At 49.0% G+C, this 20939-nt stretch carries 21 protein-coding genes; 13 read left to right on the top strand and 8 right to left on the bottom strand.

Features of this window, described 5'->3' with window-relative positions:
* Window positions 1-2: 2 nt before the first annotated feature.
* Both DS731_RS12310 and DS731_RS12305 read right to left on the bottom strand, forming a co-directional pair.
* On the bottom strand, window positions 3-1616 hold the full coding sequence (locus DS731_RS12310) for a gamma-glutamyltransferase family protein (RefSeq protein WP_119501605.1): 1614 nt from the start codon (window positions 1614-1616) through the stop codon (window positions 3-5).
* Window positions 1616-2803 carry an amidase gene (locus tag DS731_RS12305; protein ID WP_119501604.1) on the bottom strand — a complete coding sequence of 396 codons (1188 nt, stop codon included), beginning with the start codon at window positions 2801-2803 and terminating at the stop codon, window positions 1616-1618. Before DS731_RS12305 ends, DS731_RS12310 begins: the two co-directional genes overlap by 1 nt.
* A gap of 230 nt (window positions 2804-3033) precedes the next feature.
* On the opposite strand from DS731_RS12305, the gene DS731_RS12300 reads away from it, so the two are divergent.
* Window positions 3034-3429: a rhodanese-like domain-containing protein gene (locus tag DS731_RS12300; RefSeq protein ID WP_119501603.1), complete on the top strand. Its 396-nt coding sequence runs from the start codon at window positions 3034-3036 to the stop codon at window positions 3427-3429.
* A gap of 52 nt (window positions 3430-3481) precedes the next feature.
* Here the strand turns inward: DS731_RS12300 and DS731_RS12295 are convergent, their stop codons facing one another.
* Both DS731_RS12295 and DS731_RS12290 read right to left on the bottom strand, forming a co-directional pair.
* Window positions 3482-4045: a DUF924 family protein gene (locus DS731_RS12295; RefSeq protein WP_119501602.1), complete on the bottom strand. Its 564-nt coding sequence runs from the start codon at window positions 4043-4045 to the stop codon at window positions 3482-3484.
* A gap of 190 nt (window positions 4046-4235) precedes the next feature.
* Window positions 4236-5054: a MurR/RpiR family transcriptional regulator gene (locus DS731_RS12290; protein WP_119501601.1), complete on the bottom strand. Its 819-nt coding sequence runs from the start codon at window positions 5052-5054 to the stop codon at window positions 4236-4238.
* A gap of 260 nt (window positions 5055-5314) precedes the next feature.
* On the opposite strand from DS731_RS12290, the gene DS731_RS12285 reads away from it, so the two are divergent.
* The 3 genes from DS731_RS12285 to DS731_RS12275 all read left to right on the top strand — a co-directional run bounded on the left by DS731_RS12285 (window position 5315) and on the right by DS731_RS12275 (window position 7345).
* A complete protein-coding gene (locus DS731_RS12285; RefSeq protein ID WP_119501600.1) occupies window positions 5315-5941 on the top strand; it encodes a CPBP family intramembrane glutamic endopeptidase in 627 nt (208 codons plus the stop codon).
* 114 nt (window positions 5942-6055) lie between these two features.
* Complete coding sequence (locus DS731_RS12280; protein ID WP_119501599.1) at window positions 6056-6604, top strand: YaeQ family protein; 549 nt, start codon at window positions 6056-6058, stop codon at window positions 6602-6604.
* A gap of 120 nt (window positions 6605-6724) precedes the next feature.
* Entirely contained in the window at window positions 6725-7345 is a 621-nt protein-coding gene (locus DS731_RS12275; protein ID WP_232373355.1) for a CAP domain-containing protein, read from the top strand.
* 26 nt (window positions 7346-7371) lie between these two features.
* On the opposite strand, the gene DS731_RS12270 is transcribed toward DS731_RS12275, so the two are convergent.
* Window positions 7372-8406 carry a DUF3080 family protein gene (locus DS731_RS12270; RefSeq protein WP_119501598.1) on the bottom strand — a complete coding sequence of 345 codons (1035 nt, stop codon included), beginning with the start codon at window positions 8404-8406 and terminating at the stop codon, window positions 7372-7374.
* Window positions 8406-9302: a fructosamine kinase family protein gene (locus tag DS731_RS12265; protein ID WP_232373354.1), complete on the bottom strand. Its 897-nt coding sequence runs from the start codon at window positions 9300-9302 to the stop codon at window positions 8406-8408. The genes DS731_RS12270 and DS731_RS12265 overlap by 1 nt, the downstream gene beginning before the upstream one ends.
* A gap of 245 nt (window positions 9303-9547) precedes the next feature.
* Between DS731_RS12265 and thrS the strand changes: the two genes are divergently transcribed.
* From thrS to DS731_RS12225, 8 genes are all read left to right on the top strand, one after another.
* Complete coding sequence (gene thrS / locus DS731_RS12260; RefSeq protein WP_119501597.1) at window positions 9548-11464, top strand: threonine--tRNA ligase; 1917 nt, start codon at window positions 9548-9550, stop codon at window positions 11462-11464.
* Between the two features lie 77 nt (window positions 11465-11541).
* Window positions 11542-12081: a translation initiation factor IF-3 gene (infC, locus tag DS731_RS12255; protein WP_119501596.1), complete on the top strand. Its 540-nt coding sequence runs from the start codon at window positions 11542-11544 to the stop codon at window positions 12079-12081.
* Between the two features lie 116 nt (window positions 12082-12197).
* Window positions 12198-12395: a 50S ribosomal protein L35 gene (gene rpmI, locus DS731_RS12250; protein ID WP_012518091.1), complete on the top strand. Its 198-nt coding sequence runs from the start codon at window positions 12198-12200 to the stop codon at window positions 12393-12395.
* A gap of 18 nt (window positions 12396-12413) precedes the next feature.
* Complete coding sequence (rplT, locus tag DS731_RS12245) at window positions 12414-12770, top strand: 50S ribosomal protein L20 (RefSeq protein ID WP_070123306.1); 357 nt, start codon at window positions 12414-12416, stop codon at window positions 12768-12770.
* Window positions 12771-13034: 264 nt separating this feature from the next.
* Window positions 13035-14015, top strand: a complete 981-nt coding sequence (gene pheS / locus DS731_RS12240; RefSeq protein WP_119501595.1) for a phenylalanine--tRNA ligase subunit alpha — start codon at window positions 13035-13037, stop codon at window positions 14013-14015.
* A gap of 12 nt (window positions 14016-14027) precedes the next feature.
* Complete coding sequence (pheT, locus tag DS731_RS12235; RefSeq protein ID WP_119501594.1) at window positions 14028-16415, top strand: phenylalanine--tRNA ligase subunit beta; 2388 nt, start codon at window positions 14028-14030, stop codon at window positions 16413-16415.
* 3 nt (window positions 16416-16418) lie between these two features.
* Window positions 16419-16718: an integration host factor subunit alpha gene (ihfA, locus tag DS731_RS12230; RefSeq protein ID WP_070123303.1), complete on the top strand. Its 300-nt coding sequence runs from the start codon at window positions 16419-16421 to the stop codon at window positions 16716-16718.
* Window positions 16719-16838: 120 nt separating this feature from the next.
* Entirely contained in the window at window positions 16839-17417 is a 579-nt protein-coding gene (locus DS731_RS12225) for a hypothetical protein (RefSeq protein WP_119501593.1), read from the top strand.
* A gap of 11 nt (window positions 17418-17428) precedes the next feature.
* On the opposite strand, the gene ybaK is transcribed toward DS731_RS12225, so the two are convergent.
* The gene (ybaK, locus tag DS731_RS12220) at window positions 17429-17914 is read right to left on the bottom strand and encodes a Cys-tRNA(Pro) deacylase (RefSeq protein WP_119501592.1); all 486 of its coding nucleotides are present in this window, start codon (window positions 17912-17914) and stop codon (window positions 17429-17431) included.
* Window positions 17915-18113: 199 nt separating this feature from the next.
* Here ybaK and DS731_RS12215 point away from each other — a divergent pair, with 199 nt between their 5' ends.
* The gene (locus tag DS731_RS12215) at window positions 18114-19484 is read left to right on the top strand and encodes an SLC13 family permease (RefSeq protein WP_119501591.1); all 1371 of its coding nucleotides are present in this window, start codon (window positions 18114-18116) and stop codon (window positions 19482-19484) included.
* A gap of 20 nt (window positions 19485-19504) precedes the next feature.
* Here the strand turns inward: DS731_RS12215 and DS731_RS12210 are convergent, their stop codons facing one another.
* Window positions 19505-20938 (bottom strand): CsiV family protein, encoded by a 1434-nt coding sequence (locus tag DS731_RS12210; RefSeq protein WP_119501590.1) that lies wholly within the window; start codon window positions 20936-20938, stop codon window positions 19505-19507.
* Between the last annotated feature and the right edge of the window lies 1 nt (window position 20939).

Genomic DNA, 20939 nt, shown 5'->3' with positions numbered 1-20939 from the left:
TTTTATATTTCTCCCTGACCGGCTGATGCTGTTGAAACAGATGACGCCGTAGCAAAGGCTTTACCGTCACTGCGGGGATCGGTGGCTGCCTCGGTACTGCCGTCAGGATGTCTGACTACTGCGCCGGCATGGCCCATCAGTTCGTTACAGGCTTCAACAACAACCATGTCATGTCCCCTGGACCGTAAGGCTTCGCCCACATAGTCGTTAACGTCACGTTCAACTTTCAGATTATGGCTCACATCACCCCAGGTCCGGCCCAGCAGCCAGCGACCCAGTGCAATGGATTTATCCAGCGGCTGATTGTGATAAACGTGACGGGCAAACAGCGCTGCCTGGGTTTGCGGTTGCCCTTCGCCGCCCATGGTGCCGTAACTGATGCGCCGGCCATCGTTGAGCTCTGCATAGGCAGGGTTCAGCGTATGGAAAGGGGTCAGTCCCGGTTGCAGATACTGGTGACTGGAGGCATCCAGAGAAAATGACGTCCCGCGGTTATTCCACACTATGCCTGTAGACGGACTGACTACACCGCTGCCGAATTCCCAGTAAAGGGACTGAATGTAACTTACCATCCGGCCTTCGCTGTCACATGCGCCCATCCAGATGGTGTCGCCGGGAATGGCCGGATGTGGCCAGGCCTGTGCACTTTCCAGTTGAATATGCTGTTGCATATCTTGCAGCGATTCCGGCGAGAGCAAACTCTGCAAATCAACGCTGAGGCGGCTTGGATCGGTGACATAGCGGTTTCGTTTGATGAAAGCTTGTTTGGTACATTCAATCAGTAAATGCACCATGTCGGCATCATCAGAACCTTGCTGCCAAACCCTGTCGTACAACGCCAGAATGAGTAACGAAGCAATACCCTGTGTAGGCGCAGGCAGGTTGTATAAAGTCCCTTTCGAGGTGGTGACACTCAGGGGCTCGACCCGTTTCGCTTCATAGCTGTGAAAGTCTTCAAGGGTGACCGGAGACCCTGCAGCCTGCAAATCGGTAGCCAGTTTTTCTGCGGTTTCACCCCGGTAGAAATCGTCGAGACCGGCTTCAGCCAGATGCTTTAAGGTTTCGGCCAGTTTCGGCAATTTAACTATCTTGCCTTTCTTAAGAGCCTTCCCCTTAATCAGAAACTGATCGAAAGCCGGATCGCCGGCGAGTGTGTCAAAGGTTTTGAAGCTGGCATCACTCAGACTTTGAGTGACTTCAATGCCCCAGCTTGCCTGATTGACAGCTGTGTCTAACAGGGTGCCTAGTGGTAAAGGTGCTTGCCATTGTGCGCTGATTTCAAGCGCTTTCTGCCAGCCTGATACAGCGCCTGCCATAGTCAGTGCTGCTTTACCTCCCCGTTCAGGGATGGCGTTCAGGCCTTTATAAAACGCCGGCGTTGCATGCTTTGCCGCAATGCCTGCTGCATCAATGCCTACCGGCGCTTTGCCGGGTTCGCTGATCAACCAGAAACCATCACCGCCTAAGCCGTTCATATGAGGGTATTCAACGGCAACAGAGGCGGCAGCCGCTACCATAGCTTCAATCGCTGTGCCTCCTTTTTCAAGGATGGCATTCCCTACCTGCGCTGCAGCATAGTGAGGGGCAGTGAATCCGCTCATTGTATTTTTAGTCATTATTCTTGTTTTCCTGATAATAGGGTACGGGCAATCTTCAGCAGTTGCCTGTCACTTCCCCGCGGGCCCAGAAGAGAAAGGCCACAGGGAGCATTGTTTAAAGTGAACAGAGGCAGGTGTAACTGGGGACATCCGCTTAAACCTGCCAGGGATGTCAGTGAGAGTAGCTGGTTTCTGTATCCGGCTAATGATTCAGCCGGTGTAGATAATAGCGGACTGATGCCGGGGGTTGTCGGCATCACCAGAATGCGGTTTGACACCACCTCTGAAAACCAGGCATTGAAAGCGTCTCTGCGCTGTTTTGCTTCATTAACTTCATGGCTGGTTAACGCAGCACAACTATTCAGACGCAATTGAATGTCCGATGCAATGTCCGGCCGGTTATTACTCAGCCAGTGTCCGTGTTGTTGCCAGATTTCATAACCCTGAATGACTCTGAATGTTTCACCGGTCTGCCAGGCTTCTGTGGTCAGTTCGCAGGGCGGCATAAACAGTTCAGGATGCAGTGAAGCTTGTGTTTCATGCCACTGCAGAATGGCTTCTCTATGTCCGCAACCGTCTGTCAGGTTGGTTACCAGACTTAGTGGCAGTGTCTCGGTGTCATGAAGGTGGGGAAGCAACACCGCAACGGTATTCTCAAGGGTTGTCAGATCTCTGGTCATCACACCTACGGTGTCAAAGGATGGCGCCAGCGCCACCATGTGGTCAGTGCTGATTTCACCGTGTGTAGGACGTAATCCAAATAAACCCTGATAGCTGGCCGGAACGCGAATGGATCCGCCGGTGTCAGTACCGAGCCCGATATCAGCAAGATTCAGGCTGACCGCTGTGGCTGAACCGGAACTGGAGCCGCCGGGCAGCCGGTCCGGCGCCGCCGGGTTCTCCGGTGTACCATAATGCTTATTTTGTCCGTTCAGACTGTAAGCCAGCTCGTCTGTAAGCGTTTTGCCCACAAACCTGGCACCATGCTGAATTAAGTTAGTTACCACCGGCGACGTTGCTAAAGGAAGAGGGTGGCTGCTCAGCCAGTCCGGATTGCCTGCAGATGTAGGAAGCCCTGCCATATGGAAAAGATCCTTAACGGCAAGGCGATAGCTGGCAAGAGGCACAGCGGTATTATTTTGTATGCACAGTGGTGCACCTGACTTTTGCGGTAAAGTCATAAACGGGTTTGTTGTGGTATGCATGACTGGAACGGTCGGATTGCGTTGTTCTATGAAACAATCGTTTCACCATTCTGTCAATAGAAACAAATGCTTTTTTCCACATGTTTTCATATTGATGGCGACTATTTATGTTATGAATTTGTAAAATTATGCTGCGCTGCAGTATGTTTGACACTTATGTTCACACTGGTGTGGCATAGGAATTACAAATGATCCGTCCGTTTATACGGTTTCATTCAGGAGTGAAGCACATGGCATTAAAAAAAGGCTTTAAATCGTTACTGGAAGACGCATCAGCGCGCATCGGAACCATAAGCCCTGAGCAGGCAAATGAAACAGTGTACAAAGCGGACGTTGTACTGGTGGATATTCGTGATGTCAGAGAACTTGAGCGGGAAGGGCAGATCCCGGGAGCAATCCACGCTCCCCGCGGTATGCTGGAGTTTTGGGTCGACCCGGACAGTCCATATTACAAACCGGTATTCGGTGGTGGTAAGCGCTTTGTTTTGTATTGTCAGTCGGGATGGCGTTCCACGCTGGCAACAGCAACTTTGATGGATATGGGGTTTGAAGATGTCGTCCACATTGAAGGCGGCTTCGATGCATGGAAAGTGGCCGGTTTACCGGTGGAACCTTATACCCGTTAAAGGGAAGCCGGATACAGCAGAATGAAGTCTGTTGTATCCGGATTGCGTTACGTCAGGCTTCGATGAAGTGCTGGCTAAGAAATGCTTTTTCTTCTTTGGTCGATTTGCGCTTCAGCGCTTTATTGCGTTGCGGATAGCGGCCAAATTTTAGCAATAAATCCCGGTGTTCCTGCTCGTATTCAAATTCCAGCTCCAGACCGTCTATATTAAACAGTTCCATGGCCATGTCATGAATAGCCAGTGATTCGGAATGCATAAAGGGCATGAATAAAAAGGTCTTCTGAGCCACGGTAAGTGCTTTATCAGCTTCTACTCTCAACGCTTCCTGGGACAGGGCCAGCGCCATACTGTCGCAAGCGAAAGCGCGGGCATCGTTACGGTAGATATTACGTGAGAACTGATCCAGTACAATAATTTCGGCCAGTCTGCCTGACGGTGTTGCACGCCAGGGCCATAATTCACTGTTTGCGGCTGCGTTGTGAACTTTCCCGAACCGGGACCGGATTAAATTATCTAACCCCTCATCTGCACGGAACCACTGTTCTGATTCCAGCTCGTTGAACCAGAAAGCGAGAACACTGGAAGCTTCTTCCAAAGGGATAATTGATGTTTGCATGTTACTCCTGTTTATCACGTCCGTTGTGCGCAGGTAATTGCCAGTTGTCCTTACACTGTTCAAATGCGGCCGGCACCGCCTTATCAGACCAGTAATTTGTATACTGTCACAAAGGTTAAAAAATAATCAATTTAAAATGACGATTTTTTTACGCATTTAGTCGCATTTTAGTTCGACTACTGAAAACGCATTAAGGTTCAAGCTCGTCGAGCTCATCATACATACTGGCAATGCGGGCGGCGCGTTTTACAGCTTTATCTCCCAGCCTTTCAAATACTCTGTTCGCGAGAAAAGAGATCAGGCTCATAGGTGCTGCATAGCTGTCGAAGGCATGTTGCTGGCCGGGATGGCAAACCAGCAGATGAGACACTTTCTGGTTATACACCTGGCCCGTGGGGTCGGTGATCAAAACGGTGGTGTGGGCATTCAGCGCGTCTACAATCCGGGAGAATATACGGGTGCGTCTGCGAAAGCCCAACAAAACCACCACTTCATTTTCCGGAATATCAATAAGATCTTCACCCAGCGACTGGCCGGGTTGAGGCAAAAGCCTTACTGTGCTGCGTACCTGTTTCAGTTGCTGTCTGAAATGCAGCGCCAGCGGGTAGGCGTTCCTGTAACCTATCAGCGTAATTCGTTCAGAATCTGCCAGCAACGACACTACCTGGTCCACCGTGTCCGGTTTCAGTCCGTCGAAGGTCATGGCTAAATTGCGGATTTCCTGTTGATAATGATCCGGTTGATTTTCATCCAGCGGTAATGGCAGGCCTTTTTCACGCATCGACAGCATGGCGTCTTTCACGTCCTGGTGAGACTCAAACCCTAACTGACGGAAAAAACGGCTGACGGTAGCTTTGGATGTGCCGCTCAGTCTGGCGATTTCAGCAGTACTTTTGCTCACCAGTGCGATGGGATGCTGCTGAACGTAGGCAGCAATCTGCCTGGCTGAAGGCGACAGAGAAGGGTATTGCTGCTCAATCAGGCCTAATAAATCTTTTGGCGATGCCATTTAACCCGCTCTTTTCTAATCATTACCGGGACAAAGGTAATGCAAAATTGCTTCAGAGCCAACCTTTTAGCAATTCAATCCTTTTCCCCAGAGGGAGCTGCCGGCAATGATAGTGTGAATGCCGCCAGGCCTCTTTCGTTTCTGCTGTCTTTTTTTCATACCAATTATTGATAAATAAACGCTGATTTTTTCACCATAACGGGACGAATAGCATTATAATGTCACGGTACTGTCATATTAATTTGTTAAGGGCTTTTCAGATGCGTTTGTGGGCGGAAATGATTGCGCTGTTCTTTATGTTACCGCTGGCAATTGCCTACTGGGTTAATCAGGTCGCCGGATACCTTATGCCTTTGTTGGGACTCACCGGTGTTGCCTGCCTTGCGGTACTGCTCGCAGATAAACAGTTCAAGCGTTTCAGATTGTGGCACTGGCAGGATTTTTTCACCCACCTTCGTACTACATTAAAATTGTTCATTCCCTGGGCCTGCCTGCTGGGCGCACTGGTTTATCTGATAAAGCCGGAACTGTTTCTGCAATGGCCCCTGAACGAACCTGAATTATGGATGCTGACATTACTGATCTATCCCATCGTTTCGGTGATCCCTCAGGAAATAATTTTCCGCACGTATTTTTTTCATCGTTATAAGACCATTTTGCCGTCAAAGATGATGCGTTGGGGGATCAGCACCTTCGTTTTCGGACTGGTGCATCTGGTTTATGGTAACTGGATTGCCATGATACTTTCGTGGTTCGGTGGTGCGCTGTTTGGTTACCGGTATATGCAGACGCGTTCTACACCGGTTGTCGTTGTTGAGCATGCGATTTGGGGCAGCTTTATTTTCACCATTGGTCTTGGATCTTATCTGGTGATTTCTCCTCCCTGAGGACGTGTTAAAGAAGTCACACTGTCAACGGGATAAGCTGTTAAGATAGCTGGAAATTATTGTCTGGCAGTCTGTGATTTTGCTGCCGGCATCGTCAGATTATCCGGAAAACCCATGGCACTGAAAGCGACTATCTTCAAAGCAGAACTATCCATAACGGATATGGACCGCAACTATTATAACGACCACAACCTGACCATTGCCCGTCATCCCTCTGAAAACGATGAACGTATGATGTTGCGTATCATTGCATTTATCGCCAATGCCCATGAGCGGCTGCAATTTACCAAAGGCTTATCTGATGATGATGAACCTGATTTGTGGCAAAAAAGCCTGAGTGATGAAATTGAACTGTGGATTGAACTGGGCCAGCCCTCAGAACAACGGATTAAAAAAGGCTGTAATCAGAGCCGGCAAATGCTTATTTACGCCTGCGCCGATAACAGTTTCGAAGTGTGGTGGAAAAAAGAGCAAAACAAACTTCAGAGCCGGAAAAATTTATCTGTTTTCACCTTGCCTGAATCTGTGGTGACCAGGCTTGCAAACGCAGTTCAGCGTTCAATGCAAATTCAGGTTACCGTTCAGGATGGCCAGATGTGGCTTAATATTGAAGGTGGTGGTGTAACAGAAAGTGTTGAAGTATCAACAGAACAGCGGATGTAAAGCCAGGGCAGCCCCGTCTCTGCCATTAGTTTTTCGACGTTCAGGCTTGACTGATTTGGCTGACCCGATATGTTAGGCGATACGCTTCGCCGTTTTATGGGCTTTTCATAAGGAAGTGCATTGCAAATATTCAGGTCAATTTTCCTTACCATGTTACTCATGCCCTTTGCTGTTATGCCGGCAGAGGAAACTGCAGAAAACGATGTAACGGCTTGTGGCTTCAGCCCGCAGGCCATTGCTCTGGCAAAACTCATACAGCAGGATCCGTTACAGCAGCGCGCTTCCATTCAATGTCATCCGCTGCTTGCTCAGGCCGCAGATGATAAAGCCCGGGTCATGGCTGAGGTTGGTATGGTCATGCACAATGTGGGAGGCAGTCCTAACAGCCGTTTGCGGGAAATCGGTTTTCCGCTGCCACGCTATTACAGCGGTGTTATGGGTAATCAGGTGGAAGCTATTGCCGGCGGCTACACGACACCGGATTCTGTTTGGCGTGCTTTTAAAGGCTCAAAGTCTCACCGGCAACATCTGCTCGGTGAGCTTGATTTTTATCGGGAACAGCAGTTTATCGGCGTAGGATTTTATTCCGACCGTCATGCGCCTCACGTGGAATACTGGGTTGTTTATGTCACAAAGGCGGCGGACAATCTGCCGGTGCCGGACTTTGAGTTTATACCCGACAAAGGCATTTTTGTTGTACAGCAAGTTAAGCCTGAAATTAACCTGTCTTCGCCACAGTGACTGATGAACACTTATTCCCTGTAACATTACCCCGCCTGTGGCGATAAATTGCACCGTCCAAGGAAGTGCTGCCACAATCCGATATGTTCTGCCATCACCTCACGGTATTGCCGGAACTCCAGTTCACGCTCAGTTAAATAGTCTTTGAATGCCTCAGACAAATAAGGGGATGCCTGAAGCGTGTTCAGGGTTGGCTGCAGTTTATACATGTACTGATTTAACTGACTGCCGGCAGGTTGTATGCGTTCAATGAAGAACAGATAAAAAACATTTCTGAGTATTTCTGCCTGTTCAGAGGCTTTACCGTTATCACAGTTAATGTCTGCCAGAGGAGCGGGGAGTAAGCGGTTCAGGGCAGATAAATGTGCCGAGAAGACTTTTTGAGATTTCCAGACTTTGGCCGGAATGCGGGATGATTCCAGAATTTTAAGTTGCCCGTTAATTTGTTCTGATGTGACATTTCCTGCATCAGGCAGGGTTGTTAACCAGGCCAGAGCATTAATACCGCTTTCGGCATCGCGGTTATTACCGGCGGTTATCAATTCCTTGCTCTGAGAGAGCGCCTGGCGGGTTTCGGTACTGGTTTGGATCAGGTTCGCCCACACTTTCTGCAGTTGTGTTGCTTTCATTGCCCGAAGTTCATCCAGCCGGTTGGCAAGTGACGGGTTTTCATCCGTTTGTTTTAGTTTTCTGACACAATTTTCCAGCGCCGTTACCAGCGCGGATTCATATACCCAGCTCGCAGCGGCATCCTGTTGTTTTCCAAGCGTGGTGTTCCGTTCTGCTACCAGCGTACCTAATTCACAGGACTGAATAGAATAAAAATCGGGTAAGGTTATTTCAGCCTCTTCAAGGGGATTAAACAACGTTTGCCGGGAAGGATAGGGTAGCGTTGTGTCAGATCCCACATCAGGGAAGCTGCTATCCAGCACCCGTGCCAGGCGGGAGGCGTATTCTTCAAGGTCCGTCGTCAGCGGGGGCGCCAGCCCGCAGCCATTCAAAATCAGGGCGGCGATAACAGACAGCAGTATTTTCAGGAATGTCAGGAGTGTCTTTGGCATTACTCAACAGGTTGCCGGATAGCGGAAATTTGTTCTTTGCACGATTGTATATAGTGTCCGCCAAAAAGTAATGCATGATTGAGCAAATGATAGAGATTATAGATGTGCTTTCTGTTCCGGTAACCTTTATCCAGTGGCCATGTCTGGTTATATCCGGCGTAAAATTCCTGTGGAAACGCGCCGAAAAGCTCTGTCATGGCAATGTCTGCTTCACGGTCACCATAGTAAACCGCCGGATCGTAAATGACCGGGCCGAACTTACAAAAACCGGCATTGCCACTCCATAAATCGCCGTGCAGTAATGACGCACGTGGCTGATGCTCTTTTAACAGCGAATGGATTTGCGTCACCAGTACATCAATATTGGTGAGGCGAATCCCGTGACGGGCACAATCTTCCATCATCAGGCCAATCCGGGTTTCCGCAAAAAAGCGAGACCAGTTTTTGTTTAGCGTATTGTGTTGCCGGGTCTGACCAATGTAATTGTCTTCGTGCCAGCCAAACTGTTGGGCGAGGGCTGTACGGTGGAGCGTTGCCAGCCGCTCGCCGAACACAGACCATTCGCCTTTGCCGGGCTGGCGCAACTTGAGATGTTGCAGCACCAGATATTCAAAATGCTGGTCATCTTCGTCGATTTGTCCGTGACACACTGCGGCGGGTACATACAGCGCGCCGGACCGGGATAAAGCCTTCAGTCCGTCCATTTCGTAACGCAGCTTATGGCCATTCAACAGCGGGTTGATTTTTACAAAGTACCGGTGGGTTTCATCATTGATAACAAAGGCAGAGTGGGTATCACCGCCGCTAATCGTTGCACGTTTTGTGTAACTGAAAAATGTCTGTGTTGCATCGCTTATATGTTCGCAGATGAAATGCCACATAGGAATAAACGTCATTGATCGCCAGGTGAACCATGGAGAAATTATGGCAAACATTACTGTGAATGCCAGCAACGAAAACAGCTGTATTCACAATTAAAGTAATGTGTCATTGCGCACAGCATTTAAGCCGTTATAATTCGGTCTCTTTTGTCAGATGCAGGTAGGCATCTGAATACTTTTCATTGCGTTATTTTAACGCTGTACACCACAAATTAATGCAAGTGGCGCAGAGTAGGCGTCACCACTGTAAAGGATATAACATGCCTGTAATTACACTTCCTGACGGAAGCCAGCGCGCTTTCGATTCTGCTGTTTCGGTAATGGATGTTGCTGCTGACATCGGCCCCGGTCTCGCCAAGGCGACCATTGCCGGCCGTGTTAACGGTGACCGTGTAGACGCCTGCGACCTGATTGAGTCTGACGCAACGCTGCAAATCATTACCGCTAAAGACGAAGATGGTCTTGAAATCATCCGTCACAGCTGCGCGCACTTAATCGGCCACGCTATTAAACAGTTATGGCCTGATGCAAAGATGGCAATCGGTCCGACTATCGACAACGGCTTTTACTACGATGTGGATATGGAACACAGCCTGACGCAGGAAGATTTGCAGAAGCTTGAAAAGCGTATGCTGGAGCTGGCTAAAACTAACTACGACGTTGTGAAGAAAAACGTAAGCTGGCAGGAAGCGCGGGATACTTTTGAAGCCCGCGGCGAAACCTATAAAATGGAAATTCTCGACGAGAACATTCCAAAGGATTCTTTCCCAGGTTTGTATCACCACGAAGAATACATCGATATGTGTCGTGGACCTCACGTACCGAACATGAAGTTCTGTCAACATTTCAAACTGATGAAAGTGGCGGGTGCCTACTGGCGCGGTAACAGCGACAACAAAATGTTGCAGCGTATTTACGGTACAGCCTGGGCAGACAAGAAACAGCTGAAAGCCTATCTGCAACGTCTGGAAGAAGCAGAGAAGCGTGATCACCGTAAAATCGGTAAAACCCTGGATCTGTTCCACTGGCAGGAAGAAGCACCAGGTATGGTGTTCTGGCACAACGACGGCTGGTCTATTTATACCGAGCTTGAGCAGTTTGTTCGTAAGATGCTGCGCAGCTACTCCTACGACGAGGTAAAAGGTCCGCTGATGATGGACCGCGTACTGTGGGAAAAATCCGGTCACTGGGACAAGTACGCCGAAAACATGTTCACAACAGAATCAGAAAAGCGTGAATATGCCATTAAGCCAATGAACTGCCCGGGTCACGTACAAATATTTAATCAGGGTCTGAAATCCTACCGCGACCTGCCGCTGCGTATGGCTGAGTTCGGTTGTTGTCACCGGAATGAACCTTCTGGTGCATTGCATGGTCTGATGCGTGTTCGTGGATTTACCCAGGACGATGCCCACATCTTCTGTACTGAAGAACAAATCCTCAGTGAAGTGGGGCTGTGTATCGACATGATTTATGACGCCTACAAAGCGTTCGGGTTCGAAAAAATTGAAGTTAAGCTGTCTACCCGCCCTGAAAAGCGTGTAGGTAGTGACGAAATCTGGGATAAAGCTGAAAAAGCACTGGCGGAAGCGCTGGACAGCAAGGGTATCGGATTCAGCTGGTTACCGGGTGAAGGTGCGTTCTACGGTCCTAAAATTGAATTTACCCTGTATGATTGTCTGGACCGTGCATGGCAGTGCGGTACTGTGCAACTCGACTTCTCTATGCCTGGCCGCTTAGGTTCAACTTACGTTGCTGAAGATGGCGAGCGTCGGGTTCCGGTGATGATTCACCGTGCGGTGTTAGGTTCTCTTGAACGTTTCATCGGTATTCTTACTGAAGAATTCGCCGGATTCTTCCCGCTCTGGTTAGCACCTCAGCAGATGGTGGTGATGAATATTACCGACAATCAGGCTGAATATGTGCAAAAAACTGTACAAAAACTGCAGAATGCAGGATTTAGAGTAAAGTCTGACTTGAGAAATGAGAAGATAGGCTTTAAAATCCGCGAGCACACTTTAAAGCGCGTTCCTTATATGTTGGTCTGTGGTGACAAAGAAGTCGAAGCAGGGCACATCGCCGTTCGTTCCCGTAAAGGTGATGATTTAGGCTCAATGTCCGTTGATGCCTTCATTGAACTGGCACAAAAGGAAGTTGCGGAGAAAACCATTAAGTAATGGTGAGTGTATAAGATTCAGCCCGCTGGCATGAGAAACTGGCGGGCATCAGTTTTTAATTTTTGGAGGATTAGCACATTAAAGGCGCTAATAATAAGGCTCAGGGCGATAAAGCCCGCATTAATGACGAGATCCGTGCTCGCGAAGTACGATTAATCGGTAAAGATGGCGAACAGATTGGAGTAGTGTCTCTCGCAGAAGCGATGCAGACAGCTGAAGAAGCAACTCTTGATCTTGTGGAAATCAGTCCAAATGCTGAGCCGCCAGTCTGTAAAGTTATGGACTATGGCAAATTCCTCTTCGAGAAAAGTAAAGCTCAGAAAGAGCAAAAGAAAAAACAGAAGCAAATTCAGGTCAAGGAGATTAAATTTCGCCCTGGCACTGATGAAGGCGATTACCAGGTAAAACTGCGCAACCTGCGTCGCTTTCTGGAAAGTGGGGATAAGGCTAAAGTCACGATTCGCTTCCGCGGACGTGAAATGGCCCACCAGGAGATCGGCATTGAGCAACTGAACCGTGTTAAAACGGATTTAGAAGACATTGCCACTTGCGAGTCTTTTCCACGTCGCGTGGAAGGCCGCCAGATGATCATGGTGCTTGCCCCAATTAAGAGGTAGTAGTGGTCTAAAGTTTTCAGAGAATCTGCACCTTTGAAACACCCTGCTGCAAACATTAGCCGGCAATAAGTGACTGCACACTGAAGGCCGATATTAAACAATGCGGAGTTTTAGCAATGCCTAAAATGAAAACTGTAAGCGGTGCCGCCAAACGTTTCAAGAAAACGGGTTCTGGCCGCTTTAAAAGCAAACAGTCTCACTTACGTCACATTCTGACTAAGAAGAGCTCTAAGCGTAAACGTCACCTGCGTGGCAAAAAACTGGTTCATGACTCTGATACTAAATTAGTTCAGCGCATGCTGCCTTACGTATAAGACTTAGGAGACTGATTAATGGCTAGAGTAAAACGCGGCACTATCGCACGTGCTCGTCACAAAAAAGTCCTCAAGCAGGCAAAAGGTTATTACGGTGCACGTTCACGTGTTTATCGCGTAGCAGTACAGGCCGTAACTAAAGCTGGTCAATATGCATATCGTGACCGTCGCCAGCGTAAGCGTCAATTCCGTCAACTGTGGATTGCACGTATCAACGCTGCGGCTCGTCAAAATGGTATCTCTTACAGCCGTTTCATCAACGGTCTGAAGAAAGCGTCTGTTGAAATCGATCGTAAGATCCTTGCCGACATCGCGGTACATGACAAGGTAGCATTCAGCGCATTAGTCGAAGCGGCTAAAGGCGCATTAGCTTAATTTTTTAACAAATTAAGTTTAAGTTCTTTCGGGAAACGGCGAGCAGGATGCTCGCCGTTTTTCGTTTTAGCGCAAAAATTTTTCCGTTCTTCCGCCGCCTCTGGCAATAAGCGCTCAAATCGCAAATTAATCCTGTAAATGTTGGAATATTCAGCCTCTTAGGGTAGCCGTATTCTTTGTCTGTCGTGTAAACTACGGGTTTAGAATTTTTGGTTAAACAGCAACGCTGTTTTTCCACCACTACCATGCCAAATTGAGGATAACATGGAGCTTGAAGCGATCATCAGTCAGGCACAAAGCCAGATTGACGCTGCCGAAGATGCAGCCACGCTCGATAATGTGCGCGTCGAGTTTATGGGTAAGAAAGGCAAGCTGACTGACCTGTTAAAAGGGTTGGGCAAACTGTCTAACGAAGAACGTCCTGCAGCCGGACAAAAAATTAATCAGGCCAAACAGCAAATTCAGCAGGCAATCAGTGTTAAGGGCGAAGCGTTACGTGCCGCTGAACTGAATGCAAAGCTGTCTGAAGAAGCTGTGGACGTGTCAGCGCCAGGCCGTCAGGAAGTGCCGGGTAACATACACCCTGTCAGCCGAACGATTGAGCGAATCGAAGGTTTTTTTGGTCAGTTAGGCTTTGCTGTTAAAACCGGACCGGAAGTGGAAGACAGCTTTCACAATTTCGATGCGCTGAATATCCCTGCCAATCACCCGGCACGGGCTGATCACGATACCTTTTATTTTAATCCTGATGTGATGCTGCGTACCCAGACTTCCGGTGTGCAAATTCGTACCATGGAAACGGAAAAGCCACCGCTGCGTATTATTTCGCCGGGCCGTGTTTACCGTAATGATTACGACCAGACACACACACCGATGTTTCATCAGGTGGAGGGTCTGATGGTTGACCGCAATGTCAGCTTTGCTGAATTGAAAGGCATTCTTCATGACTTCCTGGAACATTTCTTCGAAGAGTCACTGGAAGTGCGTTTCCGTCCTTCTTATTTCCCGTTTACAGAGCCTTCTGCCGAAGTAGACGTGCGTCGTAAAGGCGGAAAATGGCTGGAAGTACTGGGCTGCGGTATGGTGCACCCGAACGTACTGAAAGCAGTACACATTGATCCTGAAGAATTCACCGGCTTTGCTTTTGGTATGGGCGTTGAACGTCTGACCATGCTGCGCTATGGCGTTAACGACCTGCGCGCATTTTTCGAAAACGATCTTCGTTTCCTGAAGCAGTTCAATTAAGGCAAAGCAATCATGAAATTTAGTGAACAGTGGTTAAGAGAGTGGGTTAACCCACAGGTTTCTACCGGTGCCTTATCTGAGCAGCTCAGCATGGCTGGCCTGGAAGTGGATGGCGTTGAACCCGTTGCAGCGGAATTTTCCGGTGTGGTAGTGGGTAAAGTAGTTGAGTGTGGTCAGCATCCGAATGCAGACAAACTCAGAGTGACAAAAATTAATGTCGGTGAAGAGGAATTACTGGACATCGTATGCGGTGCGCCTAACTGTCGCGAAGGATTGAAAGTTGCAGTAGCGAAAGTCGGAGCAGTACTTCCCGGTGATTTCAAAATTAAGAAAGCCAAACTTCGTGGCGAGCCTTCTCACGGTATGCTTTGCAGCTTTTCTGAGCTTGGCATGGGAGAGGATCATAGCGGCATCATTGAGCTTCCTGCAGACGCAGAGCTTGGCATGGACATTCGCGATTACCTGAATCTCGATGACAATATCATTGAAGTCGATTTAACACCCAACCGTGCAGACTGTCTGGGTATTCGTGGCCTGGCCCGTGAAGTCGGTGTACTGAACAGTGCCGATGTCACTGAGCCGGCTATCGAAGACGTGGAAGCGTCTATTGACGACAAACTGGCGATTACCCTAAGCGCACCTGAAGCGTGTCCACGTTATCTGGGCCGGGTTATCTGCAATGTTGACGTAAAAGCAGCGTCACCACTGTGGCTGAAAGAAAAGCTGCGTCGTTGCGGAATCCGTTCAATTGATCCTATCGTAGACGTCACTAACTTCGTTCTGCTTGAGCTGGGTCAGCCGTTACATGCATTTAACCTGGATGCCATCGACGGCAATATCAACGTTCGTCTTGCGCATGCCGGGGAGCAACTGACTCTGCTTGATGAGAGCACCGTCGAGCTGAAAGACAACACCCTGGTCATCGCAGATGACAGCAAAGCACTGGCCATGGCCGGAATTTTCGGTGGTCTGCACTCGGGTGTGAACGAAGAAACAAAGCATATTCTGCTGGAAAGTGCCTTCTTCAGCCGTGATGCCATTGCCGGTCGTGCCCGACAATACGGTTTGCATACCGATGCATCTCACCGCTATGAGCGTGGTGTGGATCCGTTGCTGCAACGTAAAGCGATGGAAAGAGCCACGGCACTTATTCTGGATATTTGTGGCGGTCAGCCGGGTCCGGTTGTAGAAGCCGTAAATGAGGCATCACTGCCAGTGTCATCTGATGTGGTATTACGCCGTGCACGTTTAAGCCGTGTGCTGGGTATTGATATTGCTGACGATAAAGTGACCGATATTCTTACCCGTCTGGGACTGGATGTCACGGTAACGGAATCAGGCTGGGAAGCAAAAGCACCAAGCTACCGTTTTGACATTGCCATTGAAGAAGATCTGATTGAAGAAGTGGCCCGTGTTTACGGTTATAACAATATTCCTGACCAGGCACCGAAAGGCAGCCTGAAGCTGCTGGACAGCAGCGAGTCAGCGATTCCGGTTTCCCGTTTTAAATCTGAACTTACTGCACGGGGTTACGTCGAAGCCATTACGTATTCGTTTGTTGACCCTAAAGTACAAAGCGGCTTATTCCCGTCTCAGGAAGGAATGGTATTACCACATCCTATCTCGGCAGATATGTCTGTTATGCGTTTAAGCCTGTGGCCGGGATTACTGGGCGCTACCGCTTACAACCAGAAACGTCAGCAAGCGCGGGTCAGATTGTTCGAAACTGGTTTACGTTTTATTCCTGACAGCGATGCGCCGCAGGGTGTGCGCCAGGAGCCGGTGATTGCCGGTGTGATTGCCGGTCGCCGTTATGACGAAAGCTGGTTGAGCGACGACAGTGCGGTAGATTTCTTTGATGCCAAAGGAGATGTGGAAGCGCTACTGGCACTCAAAGCCGGCGGGCAGACAGTCACCTTTGTAAAAGGCGAACACAGCGCATTGCATCCGGGTATGACTGCAGAAGTGCTTTTAAATGGCAAATCAATCGGTTATGTTGGTGCAATTCACCCACAGTTTACTAAACTGTTAGGTGTAAATGGTCGCGTTTTCGTCTTTGAGCTTGATCTTAAAGCAATTTCTGAGCGTAACTTGCCACAGGCAAAAGCAATTTCCAGGTTCCCGGCGAACCGTCGTGATATTGCAATTACGGTCAAAGATGAAATTACCGTTGGAGCGATTCTTTCTTTCGTAGAAAAAATTGGCGTAAATCAACTAGTTGGCCTAAACTTGTTCGATGTGTATAAAGGGAAGGGTGTCGAGCCCGGCGATAAGAGCCTCGCACTGTCTCTTGTACTACAGGATCCTGATAAAACTTTGGAAGAAGCTGAAATACAACAAGCAGTGGACACCGTAGTTAAAGGGCTGGAATCAGAGTTTGGGGCAGCGTTAAGAGAGTAGATTATGGCATTGACCAAAGCCGAAATGGCTGAACACTTATTCGAAAAACTGGGTATTAATAAAAAAGACGCTAAGGATTTGGTGGAAGCCTTCTTTGAGGAAATCAAGGAAGCGTTAGAATCTGGTGAACAAGTGAAACTGTCAGGTTTTGGTAATTTTGACCTGCGTGATAAGAATGAGCGTCCCGGAAGAAACCCGAAAACCGGTGAAGATATTCCGATCAAAGCCAGACGGGTGGTTACGTTCCGTCCCGGCCAGAAGCTCAAAAGCCGGGTTGAAAACTCAAAGCCACCGACAGAGTAACGTCGTTACGGCATCTGTTAGCGGTGCCTCGTCTGTCAGGTATTGATGTTCTTTATTAGGGCAATGCGCGCTGCGTATTGCCTTTTTCGTTTTTAAAATTGCATTTATGCAGGAGTTGCAATGAAAAAAGCAGGATTCCTCGCAGCATTGATTCTTGTTGCTGTGGCGGGGTATTTCATTTATCTGTCCGATTCTTCTTCAGAACAGGCTCCGGTACCGGTAATTACGGTGATGGATATTCTTCATGCTTCTGATTTGGAAGCCGGTATAAAGCAGGCAGTTGCTGATGGTGACAGTGAAGCGCTTGAAAAATGGATGAACCGGGCGCAGGAAGTGGCGGAACAGGCCGGTCTGAGTTCAACTGATATGCAGTATCTTGCGTCATCTCAGGCGGTTGAATACGTAAAGTTCAATGCCAAACGCAGCTTGTTTAACGATGAGTTTGAAGAACGTTACTATGCCCTTGAAGACATCGACAGTCTGAAGGTGAAGTATCCGGAAGCGAAAGATTTGTTCCCGCAAGTGGAGGCATTAATCACTAAGCGGGATCAGATCATAGAGCAGGTTGCTGTCACGTTGTCGTCAGGACAGGCACCCGGTGAGAAAGAACGTGAGGCAGCCAGAGAAATGTGGCAGTCACGCTATGCCGGAGCAAACAACGGGGACCGGGAAGCTATCCGGCCGGGTACCGGCGAATAATCGGATTGGTTTCACCCGTAATCTTCGCTGCTGACGGTCAGCGGGTGAAATGTTGCAGCGGTCAGTGCACTTAAATCAGACGGTTTCAAACCGACTTCAAGCCCTCTACGGCCGGCACTGACATGCATTTTCTCCAGATTCTGCGCTGAATGGTGAATGAAGACCGGTAGTCTTTTCTTTTGTCCCAGCGGGCTCACTCCACCCAAAATATAGCCTGTAGTCCGCTCGACGTCTGCCGGGGCTGCCATGGCTGCTTTTTTCGCGCCGGCGGCTTTCGCCACAGCTTTCATACTCAACTTATCTTGCACGGGTATGATGCAGACAACCCATTGCTGCTTATCCGTTTCTGCTACCAGGGTTTTAAAAACCGTTGCAGGATCGAGGTGTAGTTTTTCACAGGCTTCCAGTCCGTATGAAGGCGCAGCGGGATCATGTTCGTATTTTAGTACCTGATGTGTCACTTTCTTCTTTTTCAGAAGATTAATCGCCGGCGTCATAGGGCCTCAACTAAGGAAGATAAAAAGAATTTTGTGCGTTTTGATTTTTGCATCAATGCCAGTTTTTATGATATCAATATCAACGCGCTAACTTAATCAAATAATAAAAATAAACCGGATTAAGTCTCAATTGCGAAAACGCCTGCCATCAGTTTCTTTCACCACGTAGTCGGTGCATCGCGCGCCCGGAAATGTATGTATGCAAGTTAAATCACGCTTTATTGCCTTGTCAGTACTGGCAAGTCTGAGTATTTTTGTCATTATGATGAGTAATGACTTCGGCCAGATCATGAGTTTGACGGCCGGTCTTACTATTCTTATCGCTATGCTCTGGATGACCGAAGCATTACCTATTCCCGTCACGTCTCTTATTCCGTTTTTTGCCTTTCCCATGGCGGGAGTGATGACCTATCAGGAAGCCTCATCGGCGCTGGGAAGCCACGTTATCTTGTTGTTAATGGGCGGCTTTATGTTGTCCAAGTCGCTGGAAAAATCCGGCGTACACCGCAGGCTGGCAGTTTATATGCTGAAGCTTACCGGGGCCTCAAATGCTAAGCGGCTGGTGCTCGGTTTTATGCTTACCTCTGCGGTTCTCAGTATGTGGATATCGAATACGGCCACTACGCTGATGCTGCTGCCCATTGCACTGGCAATAATCAGCTCTGTGGACTCTCCCCGTCTGGCATCTGCCATTTTACTCGGTATTGCCTACGCCGCCAGTATCGGTGGGGTAGGTACACCAATTGGCACGCCGCCAAATATCATTTTTATGAGTGTGTATCAGCAAACCACCGGCACTGAGCTGAGCTTTCTGGACTGGATGAAAACCGGTATTCCGGTAGTTATACTGGCTATTCCGGTGATGGCGCTGTGGCTTACACGTCATCTTGGTCAGATCCCCACGGTGGTGTTACCGGACACCGGTGACTGGAAACCGGCTGAACGCCGGGTGCTGATTTCATTTTTAATTATTGCGCTGGCATGGGTTTTCCGGCCGTTCTGGACACAGTGGCTGGGCATGACGAATGTGAGTGACAGTACTATCGCCATGGCCGGTGTGGTAATGATGTGCCTTATACCGGACGGCAACAAGGAAAAGCCGGGACAAATCCTTGACTGGGATACTGCCGCTCAGATCCCCTGGGGTCTGCTGATGGTTTACGCCGGCGGTATTTGCCTGGCTAAAGCTTTTACTGTATCAGGCTTAAGTGTGGTGCTGGGGGAAGCATTGACCAGTTTATCGGTATTACCGGTCATGCTGCTGATCCTGGTGCTGTGTCTTGCAGTGAGCTTTGTGACTGAAGTGACGTCCAATACAGCCACAGCTACGTTGTTGATGCCAATTCTGGCCAGTGCCGCTATTGCCCTCGACCTCGACCCTGTGGTGTTAATGATGCCTGCTGCTATCAGCGCCAGTTGCGCGTTTATGATGCCGGTTGCCACGCCGACAAATACGATTGTGTATGGTAGTGGTCATATTAATATGCAGACAATGGTCAGAGAGGGCACCATTCTGAATATACTGGTGGCATTTGTGGTCACCGGCGTGGTCATTGTCACACGCCTTTAGCTGCCGTTGAAAGACATCAGCTATTGCTGATGTCTTCTGATTTGCACAATCATGCCAAAAATGGGGTGGTCAAAGTAGTGGATTTGTTTACTGATCACCCGGCGTACCTGATGAAAAGGCACCGCCTGCAATTCAAATTCAGGCTGCCCGTTTTCGCTCTCTCCCGTCGTTACCGGCTGACGGTACTGCATCTCACTGTCGATGTGCAGATAAGGTACCCGGTTAATATATTTCAGATACACTTTCAAAAAACCATCTAATTGCCAGATGGCAGGCGTAAGGCCTTCGTTAGCCTGTGCGACGGTCGTATTTTGTGCTGTATCCGCCTGCATGATTTGTTCAGGTCCCGCTGCCATCATGTCGTCAAAACTCACCTTACCGGCGCGGTTCAGACGTGAAGATAACTGCGTAAAGAAATCATCCTGTGTCAGCGTTAAATCTTCCTGTGCCTCTGCCGGTTCGGCGGGTTGCGGTAATGCCGGTTTAATGGCTTCACCATTCATTGTGAAGCTGTCCGCATAATTGTCGCCGGCGATGATCCGCATGGCTGCAGCTTTTTGTTCACCGAACTTCACCGGCTGACGCCAGGCAATATGAAGCATACGGTTCAAGCCCCGGGTTTGCCGGATCTGCCGTGAAAGTTTAGTCAGTTCCAGACTGTCATAAGGCAGCAAGTGCGCAAACCGGGCGAATTCTGTATTCCGGCCGTCAAGAAACTCCGGCACAACATCCGGCGCCGGAAGAGAATTATCCGGTTTGTAAGTCTGCCATTTACCATTCTGCCAGCTTAACCAGTCCCGCGGCGGTTCACAGTAACTGAAACGGGGCACAGTGACGGGTTTAACCGTATTGATCCCGGAAAAAGCAATCCAGTACTCAGCGATTTCTGAATCTATAACAGGGTCAAAAGCCGGCGTAACCGGTTCCTCGTCAGCAACGGCCACTTCACCGGATGAGAACCCGTCATTGCCGGTTTCTTCGCTGAACGCTTCTGCAAGCGCATCTTCGCGGTTCTGCTGAGACAGTTCTGTTTCATCAGATAAGTCCGGTGCTGAGCTAAAATCAGATGGACGGCTGTCTGACAACCCTGTGTTATCAGCGCCTGTACCGGTATTCTCTGATAACAGTGACTGCGAGGCTTTCCAGCGTGCATAGTCAGCCTGAATGTCTTCCAGTGACGGCGTATCCATCCACAAAGGGGAGGAGGGCACACCACAGGTGGCGAGACCTTGCTTAATGTAACTGATATCAGGACGAAGATAGTTATCAATCAGATTTAATTCAGCCACAGACTGAGCCAGTGGTGTTTCAGTAAATTGCTCATTGAGCTCACTGATGCTGAGGTTACGATCGAAAATGATCACTTCCACATCAAACCACCAGTCATCCGCAGCAAATACTGGTGAAGCGGTATTTAAAAGAAGTCCTGCTGCTAAAGCGACTACCCGTTTCATG

This window comes from Alteromonas sp. RKMC-009 (assembly GCF_003584565.2).
GTDB lineage: Bacteria > Pseudomonadota > Gammaproteobacteria > Enterobacterales > Alteromonadaceae > Alteromonas.
Note: the sequence above shows the minus strand (reverse complement) of the source record. Positions and strands in the feature narration are given on the sequence as shown.